The sequence below is a fragment of the Burkholderia sp. E168m22 genome, from assembly GCF_001319805.1.
GTDB lineage: Bacteria > Pseudomonadota > Gammaproteobacteria > Burkholderiales > Burkholderiaceae > Burkholderia > Burkholderia orbicola.
The window spans coordinates 78,348-93,984 of the sequence record NZ_BBSK01000103.1 but is presented as its reverse complement, the minus strand read 5'-3'; the positions used below and the strand labels follow the sequence as shown (position 1 = coordinate 93,984).

The following is a 15,637-nucleotide window of genomic DNA, read 5'->3' as shown; positions in this document are numbered from 1 at the left end:
ACCGATCTGCTGACGACGATCCGCGAATCGCACGCAGCCCTCCAATCGCAACTGGCCGCCCGCGACGAAGCTCGCCTGTCCGCCTGGAACGATTCGCTCGCCGCGATGGCCACCGCGCTGCGCGACGAATGGGCGCAGACGAGCGCGCAGGCCGCGGCGCGCCAGCAGGACATCTGCGACACGCTGACCCGCACCGCGAACGACATCACCGCGCAGGCGCAGGTGCACGCGAGCGACACGATCAACGAAATCGCGCGTCTCGTGCAGGCCGCATCGGAAGCGCCGAAAGCCGCGGCCGACGTCGTCGCCGAGCTGCGCCAGCGCCTGTCCGACAGCATGGTGCGCGACACCGCGACGCTCGAGGAACGCAGCCGCCTGCTCGCGACGCTGGAGACGCTGCTCGGCGCGGTCAACCACGCGTCGACCGAACAGCGCGCCGCGATCGACGCGCTCGTCAGCACGTCGGCCGATCTGCTCGACCGCGTCGGCGCGCGCTTCAACGACACCGTCGATGCCGAAACGCGCAAGCTCGATTCGGTGGCCGCGCAGGTCACGGCCGGGGCCGTCGAAGTGGCGAGCCTCGGCGATGCATTCGGGATGGCCGTGCAGGTGTTCGGCGAATCGAACGACAAGCTGCTGACGCATCTGCAGCGCATCGAGGCCGCGCTCGAGAAATCGCTCGCGCGCAGCGACGAACAGCTCGAGTACTACGTCGCGCAGGCGCGCGAGGTGATCGACCTGAGCGTGATGTCGCAGAAGCAGATCGTCGAGGATCTGCAACAGCTCGCCGGCCGGCGGGCGAGCGTCGGAGCGTAACGCATGCACGACGAAATCGACGGCGGCGCGCCTTCGGCGCCGGTATGGCCCGCGTTCGCCGACCTGATGTCGGTGCTGCTCGGCGCGTTCGTGCTGATCCTGGTCGGCGTGATCGGCATGCAGCTTCAGCTCACGTCGAAGCTCGAGGAAGCGGTGCGCGCGCGCCAGCTTGAAGCGCAGCAGCGCAAGTCGCTCGAACAGGCGCTCGCCGGGCCGCTCGCGGCCGGCCGCGTGACGCTCGTGAACGGGCGCATCGGCATCAGCGGCAACGTGCTGTTCGCGCTGAACTCCGATCAGTTGCAGCCCGCGGGCCGCGACCTGCTGAAGACGCTGGCCGGCCCGCTCGCCACGTACTTGAAGACCCGTGACGAGATCCTGATGATCAGCGGCTTCGCGGACGACCAGCAGGTGCACGCGGGCAACCGCCTGTTCGCGGACAATTGGGAACTGTCGGCCAAGCGCGCGTTGACCGTGACGCGCGCGATGATCGATGCCGGCGTGCCGGCGTCGTCGGTGTTCGCGGCCGCGTTCGGTTCCGAACAGCCGGTCAGCTCGAATGCGGACGATGAAGGCCGCGCGAAGAACCGCCGCGTGGAAATCGCGCCGGTGCCGCGCAAGTCGGCGTCGAACGGAGGAAAGGCAAAGTGACGGGCGACGCGACGCAGGTTCGCGCGATGCTCGACGCATGGCGCGAGCAGGGCGCCGACCGGCTCGATCCGGTAGGTTTTCATCGGATCGATGCGCTCGAACGGCGCGCGGCTGTGCTCGACGGCGCTGCACGCGCGTTGCTCGATGTGCGGCTGGCGACGTTAATCGATGGGTTTGCGAAGCGCGTCGCGCGCGACGACGATGCCGAAGCCCCGCGCGAGACGGTGCAAGCCGCGACGAGCGTGCCCGCGCGCGGCGCGCTTGCCGCGCTCGTCGAAGGCTTCGCGCGTGATGCGCAGGCCGACCGGCGCGGGCTCGATCCCGAACTGATCGACTACTTCCGCACGATGTGGTCGAAAGTCCGCACGGAACAGCAATACCGCCAGTCGCTCGACCAGGTGCCGCGCAACGCGGGGCCGCTCAATTCGAACAGCCTCGTGCACCGCTCGCTCGCGACGATGCGCGACCTGTCGCCGGAATACCTGCAGCAGTTCCTGTCGTACGTCGATGCGCTCGCGTGGCTCGAGGATCTCGCGGGCGGCGGCACGCAGCCCGAGAAGGAAGCACCACGTGCGAAGGCGGCGAAGCCGGCGAGAAAGACGACGCGTACCAAGGCGCGATAACGCAACGGCGCACGCGTTCAGCGTGTGGATCGCCTATCGGTCGGCAGCCGGGGCGTGGATTACCGCGCGCAGCGCGTGCAATGCGTCAACGAGCGCCGACGCGAAAGGCGGATGCGCGGCGATGCCCGCCGCATCGAGCCGGCTTCCGAGGATCGGCAACGCGATCGAGGCGGGCTCGACGATGCGCGCCGACATCACCGACAGCGTTTCCCGCAGCGCCGCGTCCGCATGCGTCGCGCGCGGCGACGCGTTCAATACCGCGACCGGTTTGTACACGACGGCCTCGCATCCCACGACCCAGTCCAGCGCGTTCTTCATCACGCCCGTTACGCCGTGCGCGTATTCCGGGCTGGCGATCAGCACGCCGTCGGCCGCGTTCAGGCGGTCGATCAGGTCGCGCACCGCGGCGGGCGTCGGGTATTCGGCATCGGGATTGAACAACGGGAATTCGCCGAGACGATCGAAGCGGGCGATGCGCATGCCGCGTGGGGCAACGCGTGCGGCTGCATCGAGCAGCGCCGCGTTGTACGACTGCGCGCGCAAGCTGCCGCATAGCGCGACGATGTCGAGGGAGCGCTCGGAATCGGTTCGGGTTTCGTTGGCCATCGCGGAACGGGTGGGTAGGTGGCTCGCGCGGCGGCGGCGCGCGGCTCCGGCGAATTATCGCATCGGTGCGTGAGCCCCATGAGTCACGTGAGCCGTATGAGCGACGGGCCGCGCGTGGCCGACGCTCCGCACGGAATGTCGTTCGTGTTCGCCGCGCCGCACGTTCACGTTCGCATATTCGGCGGCATCGACGCCGGTCATCCCGGTAGCTTGCGCCAGTTCACCGAGGGTCCATCCGTTGCCGAGCAACAACCGCCGCGTATGCAGCGCGCCGTGCACGTCGTCGGCCACGGCTTCGCCGAGATAGCGCAGCGCGCGGCCCTCGACATCGACGAAGCCATGCCGGTAATCGTGCGCGAGCGCGGTCCACAGCCGCGCGGCGCCGACTGACTGGCGTGCGCCGCTGATCAGGCACAGGCCCGCGTCGAGCCCCCATCGATACAGCGTCGTCGCGAGCCCCTTGCGTTGCGCCGAGCCGCGCAGCCGCGTGTGCGGCGCGCGCAGGTAGCGGTCGGCGCGGCGCGGCAGTTCGGGCAGGCGGTTGAACACCGTGTAGCCGGCGAGCTGGCGCGCGGCTGGATCTTCGACGTACAGGAAGTATTCGCCGTCCGCCTCGCGGTGGCGGACGATCAGGCCCGAGCGGCCGAGCGCGATGGCTGGCAGGCCGTGCAGGCGATGGCCCGGCTGGTGGAGACGTTCATACAGGGTGTCGAGTTCGTCGTCGATGTCGTGCTGGGAATGCTGTACGTCGATACGCATGGCAAAAGGCGCCCGTCTCGGGCGCATCGAGAAAGGGATTCATGGCAACGGGGAAACGGAAATGGAAGCGGCCCCCGGGCTCGGCGAAGCGAGCCGGGGCCGCGAATCAGCTGGGGATGTGCTGGAAACCGGCGGCGATCGCGGCGAGGCCCGCGATGCAGAGTGCGAACAGGATCAGGACTTTGTGGATCACGCCTCTTTCCTCATGAATGCGCGGCGCCGGCGGGCGGCATCGCGGAGACGGTGAGCGGCGGGCACGGCCCGCACGGCCGTCGTGCGGGACGACGGTCGGGTGTCCGGCGACGGATCGTACGCGGACGGCCAGCACCATACGCGACGCACTGGGGGCGGGCAATCGGACTGGCGGAGAAAAGCGACGAAAAGCAGAGAATCGCGGTGTTTCGCGACAATTGGCCGCATGAGGGGGCTGTGGACACGCCATGATTCGCCACGAAGTCCGCGGTTGATCGCGTAGCGGTTTCCGGCAGCACCCCCCATTCATGCCGCGAGATCGCATACACTTCACCGCGAACGAACCCCACAAGGATCTGACCATGGGAGCGGGCCCGTCCACGGATCGCTGAGCCGCAACAACGTGCTTCACCCGGTTGTTGCGGCGATCTCCTCTCGTCGATGACTCAGCAGGCAGATTGCCGCCGGATTTCCCTTTTCCGAGCGGATGCTTCGTCATGCCTGATCAAACCCGAACCACGCCCGCATGGGCTTACTCGCTGCCGTCGGCCTTGCTGCTGATGGCCCCTTTCGATCTCCTCGCGTCGCTGGCGATGGACGTGTATCTGCCGGTGGTTCCGGAGATGCCGTCGGCGCTGCACACGTCGCCCGCCATGGTGCAACTGACGCTGAGCGTCTACATGGTCGTCCTCGGCCTGGGCCAGTTGATGTTCGGCCCGCTGTCGGACCGGCTCGGACGTCGACCCGTGCTCCTGGGCGGTGCGCTACTGTTCTCGGTGGCTTCGCTGGCGCTTGCAATGGCGGGCAGCGGCGGCGTGTTCGTCGCATTGCGCCTGCTGCAGGCGCTGGGCGCGTCGGCAGCGCTCGTGGCGACCTTTGCAACGGTGCGCGACGTGTATGCCGACCGTCCGGAAGGCAGCACCCTCTACAGCCAGTTCGGGGCGATCCTCGCGTTCGTCCCGGCGCTCGGGCCGATGCTTGGCGCAGGCATTGCGCACGGTTTCGGATGGCGCGCGATCTTCATGACCCTCGGCGGCGCCGGATGTCTGGCGTTCTACCGCGCGTTGTCGCGTTGGCACGAAACCCGGCAGCAGGCCGGCGGCAAGCCGCGGCAATCCGCCGTATCGATCCTGCGCAGTCCTTCTTTCCTCGTCTATTCGCTCGGTTTCGGCACGTCCATGGGCGCTTTTTTCGTGTTCTTTTCGATTGCGCCGCGTGTGCTGGTCGGACAGGCCGGCTATTCCCGCACCGAATTCAGCGTGGCGTTTGCCACCGTCGCGATCGTGATGATCGGTGCCGCGCGCTTTGCGCGATGGTTCGTGTCGAACTGGGGGGGGCCGGGCTGTTTCGTGCGCGGCGCCGGTGTCATGATGGCCGGCGCAACCGCGCTGGCGGCGTGCACGGCCCTGATGGCGCCGTCATTCGTCTCGTTCGTGATGCCGATGTGGATCGTCGCGATCGGCATCGTGCTGATGTCGTCGGTGACGGCGAACGGCGCGCTTCGGGATTTCGACGACGCGGCGGGGACGGCGGTCGCGTTGTATTACTGCGTGCAGAGCCTGATCGTCGGCGGGGCCGGCACGTTCGTGACGCTGGTGCTGCCCGGCGATACGCCGTGGCCGCTGGCGGCGTTTTGTTTCGTCGCGCCGACGGCATGCGTCCTCGCGCTCGCCGCATTGAAGCGTACGCGCGGATGAACGCGAATGTGCGCGTTCCCGGCCGGGTCGATGCATCGGCAGCCCGGCCGGGAAGCGGCGCGTCACACCGGCTGCCGCCCACCAAACGCCTGCCTGATCCGCGCGAACAACCCGTGCTGCGCGATCCATTCGGCATACGCGCGATAGTCGGGATCGCGCATCAGGTGACGCTCTTCCGTCTTCGCGCGCGTGTAGTAGATCAGGTTGACGGTGACGAGCCCCGCGCAGTGCATCAGCCCGAGTTGCCAGCCGAGCGGCTCGACGAACGGCACCGACACCATCCAGTACGACAGGTTCTTCGTGATGTAGGCCGGATGCTTCGTGAAGCGGTACGGGCCGGACGTGATGATCCCGCGGTTGGTGAGGTTGGAGAACCGCAGCCCGAACGAGATCGTGCACAGCGCGTAGGTCAACAGCAGCAGGATGATCACCGTGCCCCAGATCACGCGCAGCGTCGGCGCCGACAGCAGCCAGTTGTCCCAGAACATCGAGCCTTCGTAGCGGATGTAGTTGTTCGAGATCAGCGACCAGAACGGCTGGTAGCAGATCAGCGCGGCGACCCAGCCGAGCGTCGTCGGCTCGACGGTGCGCACGTGGCTGTCGAGGATGCGGAACGTGCACAGGTAGCCGACGGTGCCGAACATCAGGTCCATCGTGAACGACAGGTCGTACATGAACACGAAGGTCGCGATCGTCATCGGCGCGTGCATCGCGTTCGCGAGCGACGCGCTCAGGTGATCGGCGTCCTTCGACAGATAGACGGTCATCAGCGGCAGGAAGAACGCCTTCACGCCCCAGCCGGCCAGCATCTCGCGCACCGGCTTCCAGCTCGCGGGCTGCTCGCGGCGAAACAGGAAGCGGCCCCACAGCAGGTACGCGTCGTCGGTCTCGCGCTGATGGCGGTCCATCCACGCGAAGTAGAACGGCGCGGCGACGATCACGTACGGCGCGAGCGAGCGCAGCAGCGACCAGAACGGAAGGTAGAACGCGCCGTGGTATTCGGGCAGCAGCCAGTAGATCGCGCCGATGCCCGCGTAGATCGACGTCAGCGCGCCGAGCCGCGTCGCGACGCGCGCGATGCCGAGCGGCCGGACGGCCTGCCGCGACAGCCCCGCGCTCGGGCGCAGGTAGACGCGCGAGATGAAGAGTTCGTGCAGCGCGATCGTGCCGATGATCGCGAGGCTCGCGATGACCGCGCGCGTGGCCGCGTCGAGCGCCGGGTGATCGCGCGTGATCCACAGCGCGAAGAGTCCGGCCGTGATGCCGAGCAGGCCGGCGCGGAACGGCGTGGCGGAACGGGGTGGGCGGTCCGGGGCAGCGACGATGCCGTCGAGCGTGGAGTTCATGATCGGATCCTCGTAGGGATGAGGGCCGGCGCCCCCGCTTGGCGGGTGACGCCGGCCGTCGGCCGGGCTTTGTATGGATGCGCGCCCGGCCATTGGCCTGTCGTTCTGATACGTGATGCGCTACCGCTTACTTCTTGGTGCCGGCGCCCAGCAGACCGCCGAGCAGGTTGGTCACCGGCGACAGCAGGTTGCCGGTGCCGCCCGCGGCGGCGCCGCCCGTGCTGCCGGTCAGGCCGGTCACCACGGAGCCGCTGCCGCCCGGCGTCGTCACGGTGCCTGCTGCGCCGCCGGGGCTGACCGTGCCGGTGGCGCCGGCCGAGCCGGCCGGCGTGCCCAGCGCACCCGTGAGCGTGCCGACCGGGCCGCTCGTCAGCACCCCGCCGAGCGTGCCGGACAGGTTGCCGCCCGGCGTCGTGACGGTGCCGGTGAGGCTCGCGCCGAGCGGCGTCAGCGAGTTGACGAGATTGGTGACCGGCGCCAGCAGGCCGCCGAGGCCTGCGCCACCCGTACCGCTGGTGCCGCCGGTCCCGCTCGTTCCGCCCGTGCCGCTGGTGCCGCTCGAACCGATGCCGCCGAGTGCGCCCGTCACCGTCCCGAGCAGGCCGGTGATCGGTGCGAGCGGGCCGCCGCTGCTGGTGCCGCTGGTGCCGCCCGAACCGCTCGAGCTGCCGCCGCCGAGGCCGCCCGTCAACGTGCCCAGCAGGCCCGTGATCGGCGCGAGCGGATTGCTGCCGCCCGTGCCGCTGCTGGAGCTGCCCGCGTTGTTGTCGTGGACGAGGCCGCCCGTCGACGTCACCGTGTTGCCGAGCTGCGTCACGACGCCGCCGAGGCCCGCGCCGACCGGGTTGTCGGTCGCGCCGCCGACCTTCGTGCCCGCGAGCCCGAGGCCGCTGCCGAGCGTGCTCAGCAGGCCGTTGAGCGGCGTGCCGAGCAGCGTCACGCCGCCGAGCGTCTGCGTGGCGCCCGGCGTCGTGACGCCGCCGGTCAACGTGTTCGTGATCGGGTTGATCACCTTGCCGAGCTGCGTTTCGAGCTGCTGGACCGGCGAGCTGTTCAGTGCCGTGTTCAGCGCCGATGCGGTCGAGTTGACCGCGGTGCCGACCGTGTTGACGAGGCTGCCGACCAGGGTCGTCGCGGGCGCGAGCGGCGACAGCGGACCGGTGCCGAGGCTCGTCACGGCATTGCCGAGGTTGTTGACCGCGCCGCCGGCGCCGGTCAGCAGGCCGGTGGTCGACGTGATCGTCGGCCCGAGCGGGTTCGCCGACACGCCGATCGAACCCAGGCCGGCCGCGATGCCGTTGCCGAGCGATTGCACGCCGTTGCCGAGGCTGCCGACCGCGTTGCCGATGCTGGTGGCCGTCGTCGGGTTCGTGCCGGGAATCTGCACGCCGCCGATCTGACCGCCGCCGTTTACGACCGTCGTACCGAGCGCCGTCACGAGGTTGCCGGATTTCTGGAGGACATTGCCGAGCGGGGTAACGCCGGTGCCGGAGGTGCCGGACGTACCTGAGGTGCCGGAAGTACCTGAGGTGCCGGAAGTGCCCGAGGTACCGGAGGTGCCCGAGGTACCGGAGGTGCCCGAGGTGCCGGACGTGCCGGACGTGCCCGAGGTGCCCGAGGTGCCCGAGGTGCCCGAGGTGCCGGAAGTGCCCGACGTACCGGAAGTGCCCGAGGTACCGGAAGTGCCCGAAGTACCGGAAGTGCCTGAGGTACCGGAGGTGCCCGAAGTACCGGAGGTGCCCGAGGTACCGGAAGTACCCGACGTGCCAGAAGTACCCGACGTACCGGAAGTCCCCGACGACCCCGAAGTCCCCGAACTACCTCCGCCCGACGTCCCCGACGAACCGCCGCCCGACGTCCCCGACGTCCCCGAAGTGCCGCTCGTCCCGGACGTGCTCGGCTTGATCGTCGGCGGGGTCGTCGGTCCATCGACCGAGCCGCAGCCGTACAGCGCGAGCAGTGACGAGACGGCCATCGTTACCGTCGTCTTCTTGAAGAGATTCTGCATGTTGGCCTCGACATTGGAAGTGTGTCCAGGCCTTCTCTGCAAATTCCGCGCCATGACAGGTTTCGCGAAACGGTGTCGCGATTTGTTGCGGAAATCGGGAATATCGATGCGATTTAAACGGAGGAATGGCGGTTTCGCGCGACAGGCGCGCGCGGTGCGCGAGCGTCGCGGCTGCGATGTTCCCGTAAGGCGCCGTAACGCGCGACGGGATGTTACGTAGCGTTCGACCGCCCGTTACGCGAGCTGCGCGAACCGAGGCCCGCATTTTTGACGAAACGCGCCGTCCCGCTGAACATGGCGCGACATCCCCCGGCCGCCGGCGGCGCGGCAGCGGCCACGACTTCCAACCACCAGGACACCGACATGAGCGAACAGGACAGGGAATACGGCAAGGCGCGGCGGATCGACGTGATGGGCGAGGCGTTCGTCGAGCGCGCGATGCGCGACCTCGACGGCTTTTCGCGTCCGCTGCAGAACTGGCTGAACGAACATGCGTGGGGCAGCACGTGGCAGCGGGGCGGGATCGACCTGAAGACGCGCAGCCTGTGCACGTGCGCGATGCTGGCGGCGCTCGGCCGCGGCACGGAGCTGAAGGGGCATGTTCGCGGCGCGCTCAACAACGGCGCGAGCCTCGTCGAGATTCGCGAAGTATTGCTGCACAGCGCGCTGTACGCCGGGGCGCCGGCCGCGGTCGAGGCGTTTCGCAGCGCGCGCGAGGTGCTCTCGGATCTCGGGCTGTCGATACCCGACGACGAAGCCTGATTCCGTCGCGGCGCCGGCTGCCCGCCACGGAATCAGGCCCCGCTGCGTTGCCGCGACCTACGCGATGCGCACGGGCTGCGCGGCGACGTCGGCCGGCGCGGCGGCGACTTCGAGCAGCCAGTCGGCCGTCGCTTCGGGAAGCGTGACCGGCAGCATGTGGCCGCCCTCGACGACCTTCAACCGCACGCGCGCCGATTTTTTCGCGAGCGCGTCGCCGTGCTCGCGCCAGTTCAGGATCGGATCGGCGCGGCCGTACAGCACGTCGACCGGCAGCGCGAGTTCCGCATAGCGACGCTCCATCGCGGGCAGGTCGACGGGCGCCGACAGCAGGTCCGTCGCCGTCGCGTAGAACACGTGCGGACGCATCCCGAGCAGGCCGCCGCCCTTGACCGGGAAGTCGCGCGGCACGGCCTCCGGCGCGAACACCTGGCGCACGGCCTTGCGGCCGGTCAGGATCGTCAGCGGGATCGCGAAGGTCCACGACACGAAACGGCGCACGAGCGGCGACGGCAGCATCAGCGGCTTGAACGGCGCGGGCGGCTCGGTCTGCTCGTGCGACAGCGGCGCGATCAGCGCGAGCCGGCTCACGCGGTCCGCATGGTTGAGGCCGACCGCGAGCGCGATCGCGCCGCCGAGCGAGTGGCCGACCAGCACGGGCTTGTCGAGCTGCAACGCGTCGATGAACGCGGCGACCGTGCGGGCCTGCGCGAACACGTTCGCCTGCGAGGCCGCGCCGCGCAGCGAGCGGCCGGCGCCCGGGCGGTCGAGCAGGATCACGCGATGCTGCTGCGCGAGCCGCGTGAGCGGCAGGTACGCGAAATTGCGCCATTGCCCCGCGAGCCCGTGGACGAACACGATCGGCGGGCCGTTGCCGTATTCGACGTAGTGGATACGATCGCCGTCGATGTCGACGAAGCGGCCTTCGGGCGGAAACGCCCGCGTCACGCGACGGGCCACGTAAGCGGAAAACAGCGCGAGCGCGGCGAGCACCGCGACGACGCCGAGCAGCACGTTCTGGATCAGATGGAGCGTAGGAGTCATGTCGGCCTCAGCGGGTTTCGAGTGCGGGTTCGGCAGCCGGTGCGGTAGCGGCCGGGCCGGTTTGGGCGCGGCGTTCGAATTGCATCGCGGAATCGGCGAGCGCGCTGAACTTCAGCGACGCGAGATCGAGCACGTAGTTCTGGTGGAATTTCCACGGCTTGCGATGCCCCTGCTTCGGCAGGATGCCGGCCGCGCGCTGGATGTAGCCCGAGCTCAGGTTGACGGCCGGCACGTCGCCGAGATCGCCCGCGCCGAGCCGCGGCACGCACGTGTCGTACCCGTTCGCGCGCATGTGGTTGAGCAGCCGGCACACGTAGCGCGCGATCAGCTCGGCCTTCAGCGTCCACGACGCATTCGTGTAGCCGAACGACGATGCGAGGTTCGGCACGCCGCTGTACATCATCCCCTTGTACGACACCGTCTCCGGCAAATCGACCGCGCGGCCGTCGACCGTCACGCGCGCGCCGCCGAGCATCTTCACCTTCAGCCCGGTCGCGGTGACGATCACGTCCGCGTCGAGCTGCTGGCCGCTCTTCAGCTGGAGGCCGGTCGGCGTGAAGCGCTCGATTTCGTCGGTGACGATCGATGCGCGGCCCGCGCGGATCGCCTTGAACAGGTCGCCGTTCGGCACGAGGCACACGCGCTGGTCCCACGGCATGTAGCGCGGCGTCAGGTGCTTCGCGACGTCGAAGTCGGGGCCGAGCTGCTTGCTCGCCGCGCGGATGATGAATTTCTTCGTCTGGTCGGGCTTGCGGCGCGACACGTTGTACAGGTACATCGTCAGCAGCACGTTCTTCACGCGCACGAGCCGGTGCGCGAGCCGCGACGGCAGCACGCGGCGCAGCGCGTTCGCGATCTTGTCGCGCGCGGGCAGCGACACGATGTAGGTCGGCGAGCGCTGCAGCATCGTCACGTGCTGCGCGTCGGCCGCCATCGACGGCACGAGCGTGACGGCCGTCGCGCCGCTGCCGATCACGACCACGCGCCGGTTCGCGTACGACAGATCCTTCGGCCAGTGCTGCGGATGCACGAGCTGGCCCTCGAACGTGTCCATGCCGGCCCAGTCGGGCAGGTAGCCGGCGTCGTAGTCGTAGTAGCCGCTGCACATGAACAGGAAGCGGCAGGTGTAGACGAGCGCGTCGGTCGCGCCGTCTCGCGTGCGCTCGATGCGCACCGTCCAGCGCGCGCGGTTCGAATCCCAGTCGGCCGCGACAACCTTCTGGCCGTAGCGGATCGTCTTGTCGATGCCGTAGGCGCGCGCGGTGTCGCGGATGTAGTCGAGGATCGTCTGGCCGTCGGAGATCGCCTTGTCGCTGTGCCACGGGCGGAAGCTGTAGCCGAGCGTGAACATGTCGGAATCCGAACGAACACCCGGATAGCGGAACAGGTCCCAGGTGCCGCCGATCGCGTCGCGCGCCTCGACGATCGCCACGCTCGCATGCGGGCAGCGCTGCTTCAAGTGGTAGGCGGCGCCGATGCCGGACAGGCCGGCGCCGACGATCAGCACGTCGAGGTCGCGGCTGTCGTGGTTATCGCCACTGTCGCGACGGGTGTCGCGGGCGGACGGCGCGTCGCGTCGGTCGGTCGTCGTCGAGGTCATGCGAGATCCTTGGTCGGCGTGGTGGGGCGCGTGGCCGGGGCGTGGGCGCGTTCGAGGTTGCGTGCGCGGGCGCGGCGCACGTGGCGCAGCATCAGCCACTGGTAACCGGCGCCGAGCAGGCGCGCGATCCGATCGAGCCGGCGCGCGTCGGCGCCGACCAGCACGCGGCGCGCATTGCGCTCGACGCCCGCGAGGATCTGCCGCGCGGCCTCGTCGGCCGTCGTCGCGTTGATCAGGCGGTTGGCCTGGCGACGATGCGTCGCTTCGTCCTGGCCCGTCAGCGCGTGGATGCTGGTATCGACGCGGCCCGCGTCGACGATGCTCGTCGCGACGCCGCCCGGATGCACGCAGGTCGCGCTCACCGGCGCGCCGTCGAGTTCGAGTTCCATCCGCAGCGCTTCGGTGAAGCCGCGCACCGCGAACTTGGTCGCGTTGTACGCGCTTTGCGTCGGCATCGCGACGAGCCCGAACAGGCTCGACGTGTTGACGACGTGGCCGTCGCCCGATGCGCGCAGATGCGGCAGGAACGCCTGCGTGCCATGCACGACGCCCCAGAAATTGATGCCGACGATCCATTCGAGATCGGCGAGGCGCGCGGTTTCGGCGCTGGCGGCCAGCGACACGCCCGCATTGTTGAAGATCAGGTTGACCTTGCCGTGCTCGGCGCGAACGAAATCGGCCCACGCGAACACCGCGTCGCGGTCGGCGACGTCGAGCCGCCGCGTGCTCACACGCACGCCGTGCTGCGCGCAGGCGGCCGCCGTGCCGGCTAACCCGGTTTCGCTGACGTCGGCGAGCGCGACCTCGCAGCCGCGCCGCGCAAGCTCGACCGCGAGGCTGCGGCCCATGCCCGAACCGGCGCCCGTGATCGCGGCGACCTTGCCGGAAAACCCCTTCATTCGTCGTCCTCCCGTTCCGCTTGCGCTGCACCGGCGGCGCATCTATTGTGGTGTTGTTCGTCACCACTTTAGTTTTCGGGTGTCCTGATGTCAAATAGCGGAATGGAGAAAGCACTCGAAACGGAAAAAAGGGGCCGGGCGTATGGCGGCGTGGCGCCCGAGGTGCGGGCCGCCGAGCGGCGCGATGCGTTGATCCGTGCGGCGACGCGCGTGTTCGGTACGGTGGGTTTCCGCAAGGCGACCGTGCGGTCGATCTGCCAGGAAGCGAAGCTGAACGATCGCTATTTCTACGCGGCGTTCGACAGCACCGAGGATCTGTTGCGCTGCACTTACCTGCATCACGCGCAGCAGCTGCATGATGCGGTCGCGCAGGCGGTCGCCGCGCGCGGCGGCGAGCTGCGCGAGCGCGTCGACGCGGGGCTCGCCGCATTCTTCGCGTTTCTGCGCGACCCGTGCGCGGCGCGCGTGCTGCTGCTCGAGGTGATGGGCGTGAGCGCGGATACCGACATGACGTACCAGCGCATGCTGATCGACTTCGGCAAGCTGATCATGGCGATCGGCGCGCCGGGCGAGGCCGTCACGCCTGCCGAGCGCACCGAGCAGCGGCTGATCGGGCTCGCGCTGGTGGGCGCGATGACGAACGTCGGCGCGGCGTGGCTGCTGACCGACTATCGCGATCCGGAGGCGCAGATGATCGCGAGTTGCAGGAAGGTGCTGCTGGGGACGTTGGGAACGGGCAGGTAGCGGGCGTCGGAAACTGCGGCTCGGGCATGAATCCGTCGAAACAACTCGGGTATATTTGCACGCATTTGCACGCGCATCCAGCCATGAAAGAGGCGGCGTTTGCGAAAGTATCGCCACTTCACAACGGATAGTCAGTACGTTACCGCGCGCGCGGGCCGATTGCTCGCGTTCGTCGATTCGCTTTGATTACCGTACCAAACGCGGGGAGCAGGTCGGTACAACGACAAACGGATCAAGGGCTCCCTGGGCTATCTCAGCCCATCGAGTACCGTGAAAACCCGGCGACTGGAATAACACGAAAAGCGCTAGACGCGTTACAGAGAACATGCGATCCAAAATTCTTTCAATCGCTTGCCTGGTCGGTATCAGTATCACCGCGCACGCCCAAGTGGCATGTCCGTCAGGCTGGATTCCCTATAGCGCGACGTCTTGTGGCCCGGCCCCGCGCGCGCAGGCGGCGCCCACACAGCAGGCGCCCACGTTCAGCTTGGCGACGACGTGGGGAGCGATCGCGACCGATGGTGTAAAGGGCGTACTCGGCACGGCCATCGGCGGGGAAAGCGAACGCGGAGCCGCGCGCACGGCGATGGCAGATTGCCAGGCCAAGGGCGGGACTACCTGCAAAGTTCAGTTGACCTACTCCAACGGCTGCGGAGCCATGATCGTTGGAAGCAAAGGATTCAGTACGGCCGGTGCTGGCACCAGGGAAGAAGCCATACAGAAAGGCATGGCGATCTGCCAGACGGATGGCGATACCGCGTGCCGTCTCTATTACACCGATTGCAGCCTGCCAAAAAGCGCTCGCTAGCGGGCAGTTGTCGACCCGGAGCTGGCGCTTGGGCATACGCGGGAACCTCGAACATGAAGCACTTCAACACCTGCCTTCTCTGGTTGAGCGTTGCGACGTCGTTTGCATCGTCCGTTTCCGCGAGCGGCCATTTGCCGCCGGTGGATATGCCGCCGCAATCGTTCGCCAGTTTCGACGCATGCGTCGAGCATCTTCGTCAGTTGTACGCGCACGACCTGGTCGGCGCGAAGCAGGGGCCTCAACAGATCGAGGGCGGCGCGACGCGCGAGGCCGTTGTCGATACCAAGGGCGTCGTAACCAACGAACGCGATGAAGCACATTACGATACCGAATTGGGTTGGTCGATTCGCAAGCCCGGCGGTGATGCCGTCGGCAATCGCTGGATGCAGACGAACTACAACTTCGAGCGCTGGAGCTGGACCTGTCGGAGCGCTTCGTTGACCGGCACAATGGAAAGCGGCTTCACGTCACCGTCGGTCGAGCCGTTACGTTAGGGTGGCGCCGTGGTGGATGTGGAATGGTCCCGCTTCATTGCTGCGGTTGTCGTGAGGGATCGATGGTCCCGCGATCCATTGCAATAGGGAGCGGGCTGACGTCATCGACCAGGGAGTGATCGTGAGAGCAAGGTATGTCGACTACGACGGCCGATATTTCGTATACCTGAGTGTGGCAGTTTTTCTGATGATGTCGTTCGGGTCGGTGATGACGGTGGTTGACATATCGAATCTGGTCCGCCGGCCGTCGGATGAACTGACGACGATGGCATTCTATTGGGGCTATCTGTTGCTTCCTGCGGTCTTGCTTTGGGCGATGCATTCAGCCGGGATGCTCGAGAAATCCCGCTTCGCTTTCTCGTTGATCGCTCTAACCCTGCTGTGTGCCTGCTTCGTCTGGAGCGCAGCCCATGAACGGAGCGCGTGGGTCTGGGTCGCGTATTGGCCAGCCTGTGTGGCTTGCCTGTTGCTCGCGATGTTGGCGCATTGGGTGCGGAGGCGAACCAACAAAATCTGATGCGGCGTCTGCTGACGACATCGGCGGAGCGGCTCGCCGTTATCGGCGAATGCACTGCCGTTGAACACCGTAAGCGC

At 67.9% G+C, this 15,637-nt stretch carries 16 protein-coding genes and 1 pseudogene; 10 read left to right on the top strand and 7 right to left on the bottom strand.

Annotated elements, in window-relative coordinates; all coding sequences use genetic code 11:
- The 3 genes and pseudogenes from AP428_RS23860 to AP428_RS23850 all read left to right on the top strand — a co-directional run.
- Positions 1 to 816: pseudogene (locus AP428_RS23860) on the top strand (DUF802 domain-containing protein); the annotation flags it as partial.
- A 3-nt stretch (positions 817 to 819) separates the two neighbouring features.
- A complete protein-coding gene (locus tag AP428_RS23855; protein ID WP_006479648.1) occupies positions 820 to 1,464 on the top strand; it encodes an OmpA family protein in 645 nt (214 codons plus the stop codon).
- Complete coding sequence (locus AP428_RS23850) at positions 1,461 to 2,087, top strand: DUF2894 domain-containing protein (protein ID WP_041489422.1); 627 nt, start codon at positions 1,461 to 1,463, stop codon at positions 2,085 to 2,087. The genes AP428_RS23855 and AP428_RS23850 overlap by 4 nt, the downstream gene beginning before the upstream one ends.
- Before the next feature lie 33 nt (positions 2,088 to 2,120).
- On the opposite strand, the gene AP428_RS23845 is transcribed toward AP428_RS23850, so the two are convergent.
- Positions 2,121 to 2,693, bottom strand: a complete 573-nt coding sequence (locus tag AP428_RS23845) for an NADPH-dependent FMN reductase (RefSeq protein WP_011548344.1) — start codon at positions 2,691 to 2,693, stop codon at positions 2,121 to 2,123.
- A 54-nt stretch (positions 2,694 to 2,747) separates the two neighbouring features.
- The gene (locus tag AP428_RS23840; RefSeq protein WP_172593276.1) at positions 2,748 to 3,452 is read right to left on the bottom strand and encodes a histone acetyltransferase; all 705 of its coding nucleotides are present in this window, start codon (positions 3,450 to 3,452) and stop codon (positions 2,748 to 2,750) included.
- Between AP428_RS23840 and AP428_RS36840 the strand changes: the two genes are divergently transcribed.
- Together AP428_RS36840 and cml are read left to right on the top strand one after the other, a co-directional pair.
- Positions 3,451 to 3,699 carry a hypothetical protein gene (locus AP428_RS36840; protein ID WP_124591469.1) on the top strand — a complete coding sequence of 83 codons (249 nt, stop codon included), beginning with the start codon at positions 3,451 to 3,453 and terminating at the stop codon, positions 3,697 to 3,699. The two genes, AP428_RS23840 and AP428_RS36840, sit on opposite strands and share 2 nt — an antisense overlap.
- Before the next feature lie 442 nt (positions 3,700 to 4,141).
- Positions 4,142 to 5,341 (top strand): CmlA/FloR family chloramphenicol efflux MFS transporter, encoded by a 1,200-nt coding sequence (cml, locus tag AP428_RS23835; RefSeq protein WP_011548342.1) that lies wholly within the window; start codon positions 4,142 to 4,144, stop codon positions 5,339 to 5,341.
- A 62-nt stretch (positions 5,342 to 5,403) separates the two neighbouring features.
- Here cml and AP428_RS23830 read toward each other — a convergent pair whose 3' ends face one another.
- Positions 5,404 to 6,687, bottom strand: coding sequence for an isoprenylcysteine carboxylmethyltransferase family protein (locus AP428_RS23830; RefSeq protein WP_011694658.1), 1,284 nt, complete (start codon positions 6,685 to 6,687; stop codon positions 5,404 to 5,406).
- Positions 6,688 to 6,814: 127 nt separating this feature from the next.
- Complete coding sequence (locus AP428_RS23825) at positions 6,815 to 8,695, bottom strand: collagen-like triple helix repeat-containing protein (RefSeq protein WP_197285607.1); 1,881 nt, start codon at positions 8,693 to 8,695, stop codon at positions 6,815 to 6,817.
- A 363-nt stretch (positions 8,696 to 9,058) separates the two neighbouring features.
- Here AP428_RS23825 and AP428_RS23815 point away from each other — a divergent pair, with 363 nt between their 5' ends.
- Positions 9,059 to 9,457, top strand: coding sequence for a carboxymuconolactone decarboxylase family protein (locus AP428_RS23815; protein ID WP_027805544.1), 399 nt, complete (start codon positions 9,059 to 9,061; stop codon positions 9,455 to 9,457).
- Positions 9,458 to 9,514: 57 nt separating this feature from the next.
- On the opposite strand, the gene AP428_RS23810 is transcribed toward AP428_RS23815, so the two are convergent.
- Genes AP428_RS23810 through AP428_RS23800 form a run of 3 tightly spaced genes read right to left on the bottom strand, consistent with a single transcriptional unit; the run spans position 9,515 to position 12,997 of the window.
- The gene (locus tag AP428_RS23810) at positions 9,515 to 10,498 is read right to left on the bottom strand and encodes an alpha/beta fold hydrolase (protein ID WP_011548337.1); all 984 of its coding nucleotides are present in this window, start codon (positions 10,496 to 10,498) and stop codon (positions 9,515 to 9,517) included.
- A gap of 7 nt (positions 10,499 to 10,505) precedes the next feature.
- Positions 10,506 to 12,098 (bottom strand): NAD(P)/FAD-dependent oxidoreductase, encoded by a 1,593-nt coding sequence (locus AP428_RS23805; protein ID WP_011548336.1) that lies wholly within the window; start codon positions 12,096 to 12,098, stop codon positions 10,506 to 10,508.
- On the bottom strand, positions 12,095 to 12,997 hold the full coding sequence (locus AP428_RS23800) for an SDR family oxidoreductase (protein ID WP_011548335.1): 903 nt from the start codon (positions 12,995 to 12,997) through the stop codon (positions 12,095 to 12,097). Before AP428_RS23800 ends, AP428_RS23805 begins: the two co-directional genes overlap by 4 nt.
- Before the next feature lie 87 nt (positions 12,998 to 13,084).
- Here AP428_RS23800 and AP428_RS23795 point away from each other — a divergent pair, with 87 nt between their 5' ends.
- The 4 genes from AP428_RS23795 (at position 13,085) to AP428_RS23785 (ending at position 15,560) form a co-directional block, all read left to right on the top strand.
- Complete coding sequence (locus AP428_RS23795) at positions 13,085 to 13,741, top strand: TetR/AcrR family transcriptional regulator (RefSeq protein ID WP_006479640.1); 657 nt, start codon at positions 13,085 to 13,087, stop codon at positions 13,739 to 13,741.
- Positions 13,742 to 14,066: 325 nt separating this feature from the next.
- Positions 14,067 to 14,549: a DUF4189 domain-containing protein gene (locus AP428_RS35755; protein WP_011694659.1), complete on the top strand. Its 483-nt coding sequence runs from the start codon at positions 14,067 to 14,069 to the stop codon at positions 14,547 to 14,549.
- A 53-nt stretch (positions 14,550 to 14,602) separates the two neighbouring features.
- The gene (locus AP428_RS23790) at positions 14,603 to 15,043 is read left to right on the top strand and encodes a hypothetical protein (RefSeq protein ID WP_011548334.1); all 441 of its coding nucleotides are present in this window, start codon (positions 14,603 to 14,605) and stop codon (positions 15,041 to 15,043) included.
- A 121-nt stretch (positions 15,044 to 15,164) separates the two neighbouring features.
- Positions 15,165 to 15,560 carry a hypothetical protein gene (locus tag AP428_RS23785; protein WP_125381446.1) on the top strand — a complete coding sequence of 132 codons (396 nt, stop codon included), beginning with the start codon at positions 15,165 to 15,167 and terminating at the stop codon, positions 15,558 to 15,560.
- Positions 15,561 to 15,637: the final 77 nt, after the last annotated feature.

Coding starts and splice junctions, on each gene's coding strand:
- AP428_RS23800 (WP_011548335.1), bottom strand. CDS start 12,997: ATGAAGGGGTTTTCCGGCAAGGTCGCCGCGATCACGGGCGCCGGTTCG.
- AP428_RS35755 (WP_011694659.1), top strand. CDS start 14,067: ATGCGATCCAAAATTCTTTCAATCGCTTGCCTGGTCGGTATCAGTATC.
- AP428_RS23855 (WP_006479648.1), top strand. CDS start 820: ATGCACGACGAAATCGACGGCGGCGCGCCTTCGGCGCCGGTATGGCCC.
- cml (WP_011548342.1), top strand. CDS start 4,142: ATGCCTGATCAAACCCGAACCACGCCCGCATGGGCTTACTCGCTGCCG.
- AP428_RS23795 (WP_006479640.1), top strand. CDS start 13,085: ATGTCAAATAGCGGAATGGAGAAAGCACTCGAAACGGAAAAAAGGGGC.
- AP428_RS23845 (WP_011548344.1), bottom strand. CDS start 2,693: ATGGCCAACGAAACCCGAACCGATTCCGAGCGCTCCCTCGACATCGTC.
- AP428_RS36840 (WP_124591469.1), top strand. CDS start 3,451: ATGGCAAAAGGCGCCCGTCTCGGGCGCATCGAGAAAGGGATTCATGGC.
- AP428_RS23805 (WP_011548336.1), bottom strand. CDS start 12,098: ATGACCTCGACGACGACCGACCGACGCGACGCGCCGTCCGCCCGCGAC.
- AP428_RS23815 (WP_027805544.1), top strand. CDS start 9,059: ATGAGCGAACAGGACAGGGAATACGGCAAGGCGCGGCGGATCGACGTG.
- AP428_RS23790 (WP_011548334.1), top strand. CDS start 14,603: ATGAAGCACTTCAACACCTGCCTTCTCTGGTTGAGCGTTGCGACGTCG.
- AP428_RS23830 (WP_011694658.1), bottom strand. CDS start 6,687: ATGAACTCCACGCTCGACGGCATCGTCGCTGCCCCGGACCGCCCACCC.
- AP428_RS23810 (WP_011548337.1), bottom strand. CDS start 10,498: ATGACTCCTACGCTCCATCTGATCCAGAACGTGCTGCTCGGCGTCGTC.
- AP428_RS23825 (WP_197285607.1), bottom strand. CDS start 8,695: ATGCAGAATCTCTTCAAGAAGACGACGGTAACGATGGCCGTCTCGTCA.
- AP428_RS23840 (WP_172593276.1), bottom strand. CDS start 3,452: ATGCGTATCGACGTACAGCATTCCCAGCACGACATCGACGACGAACTC.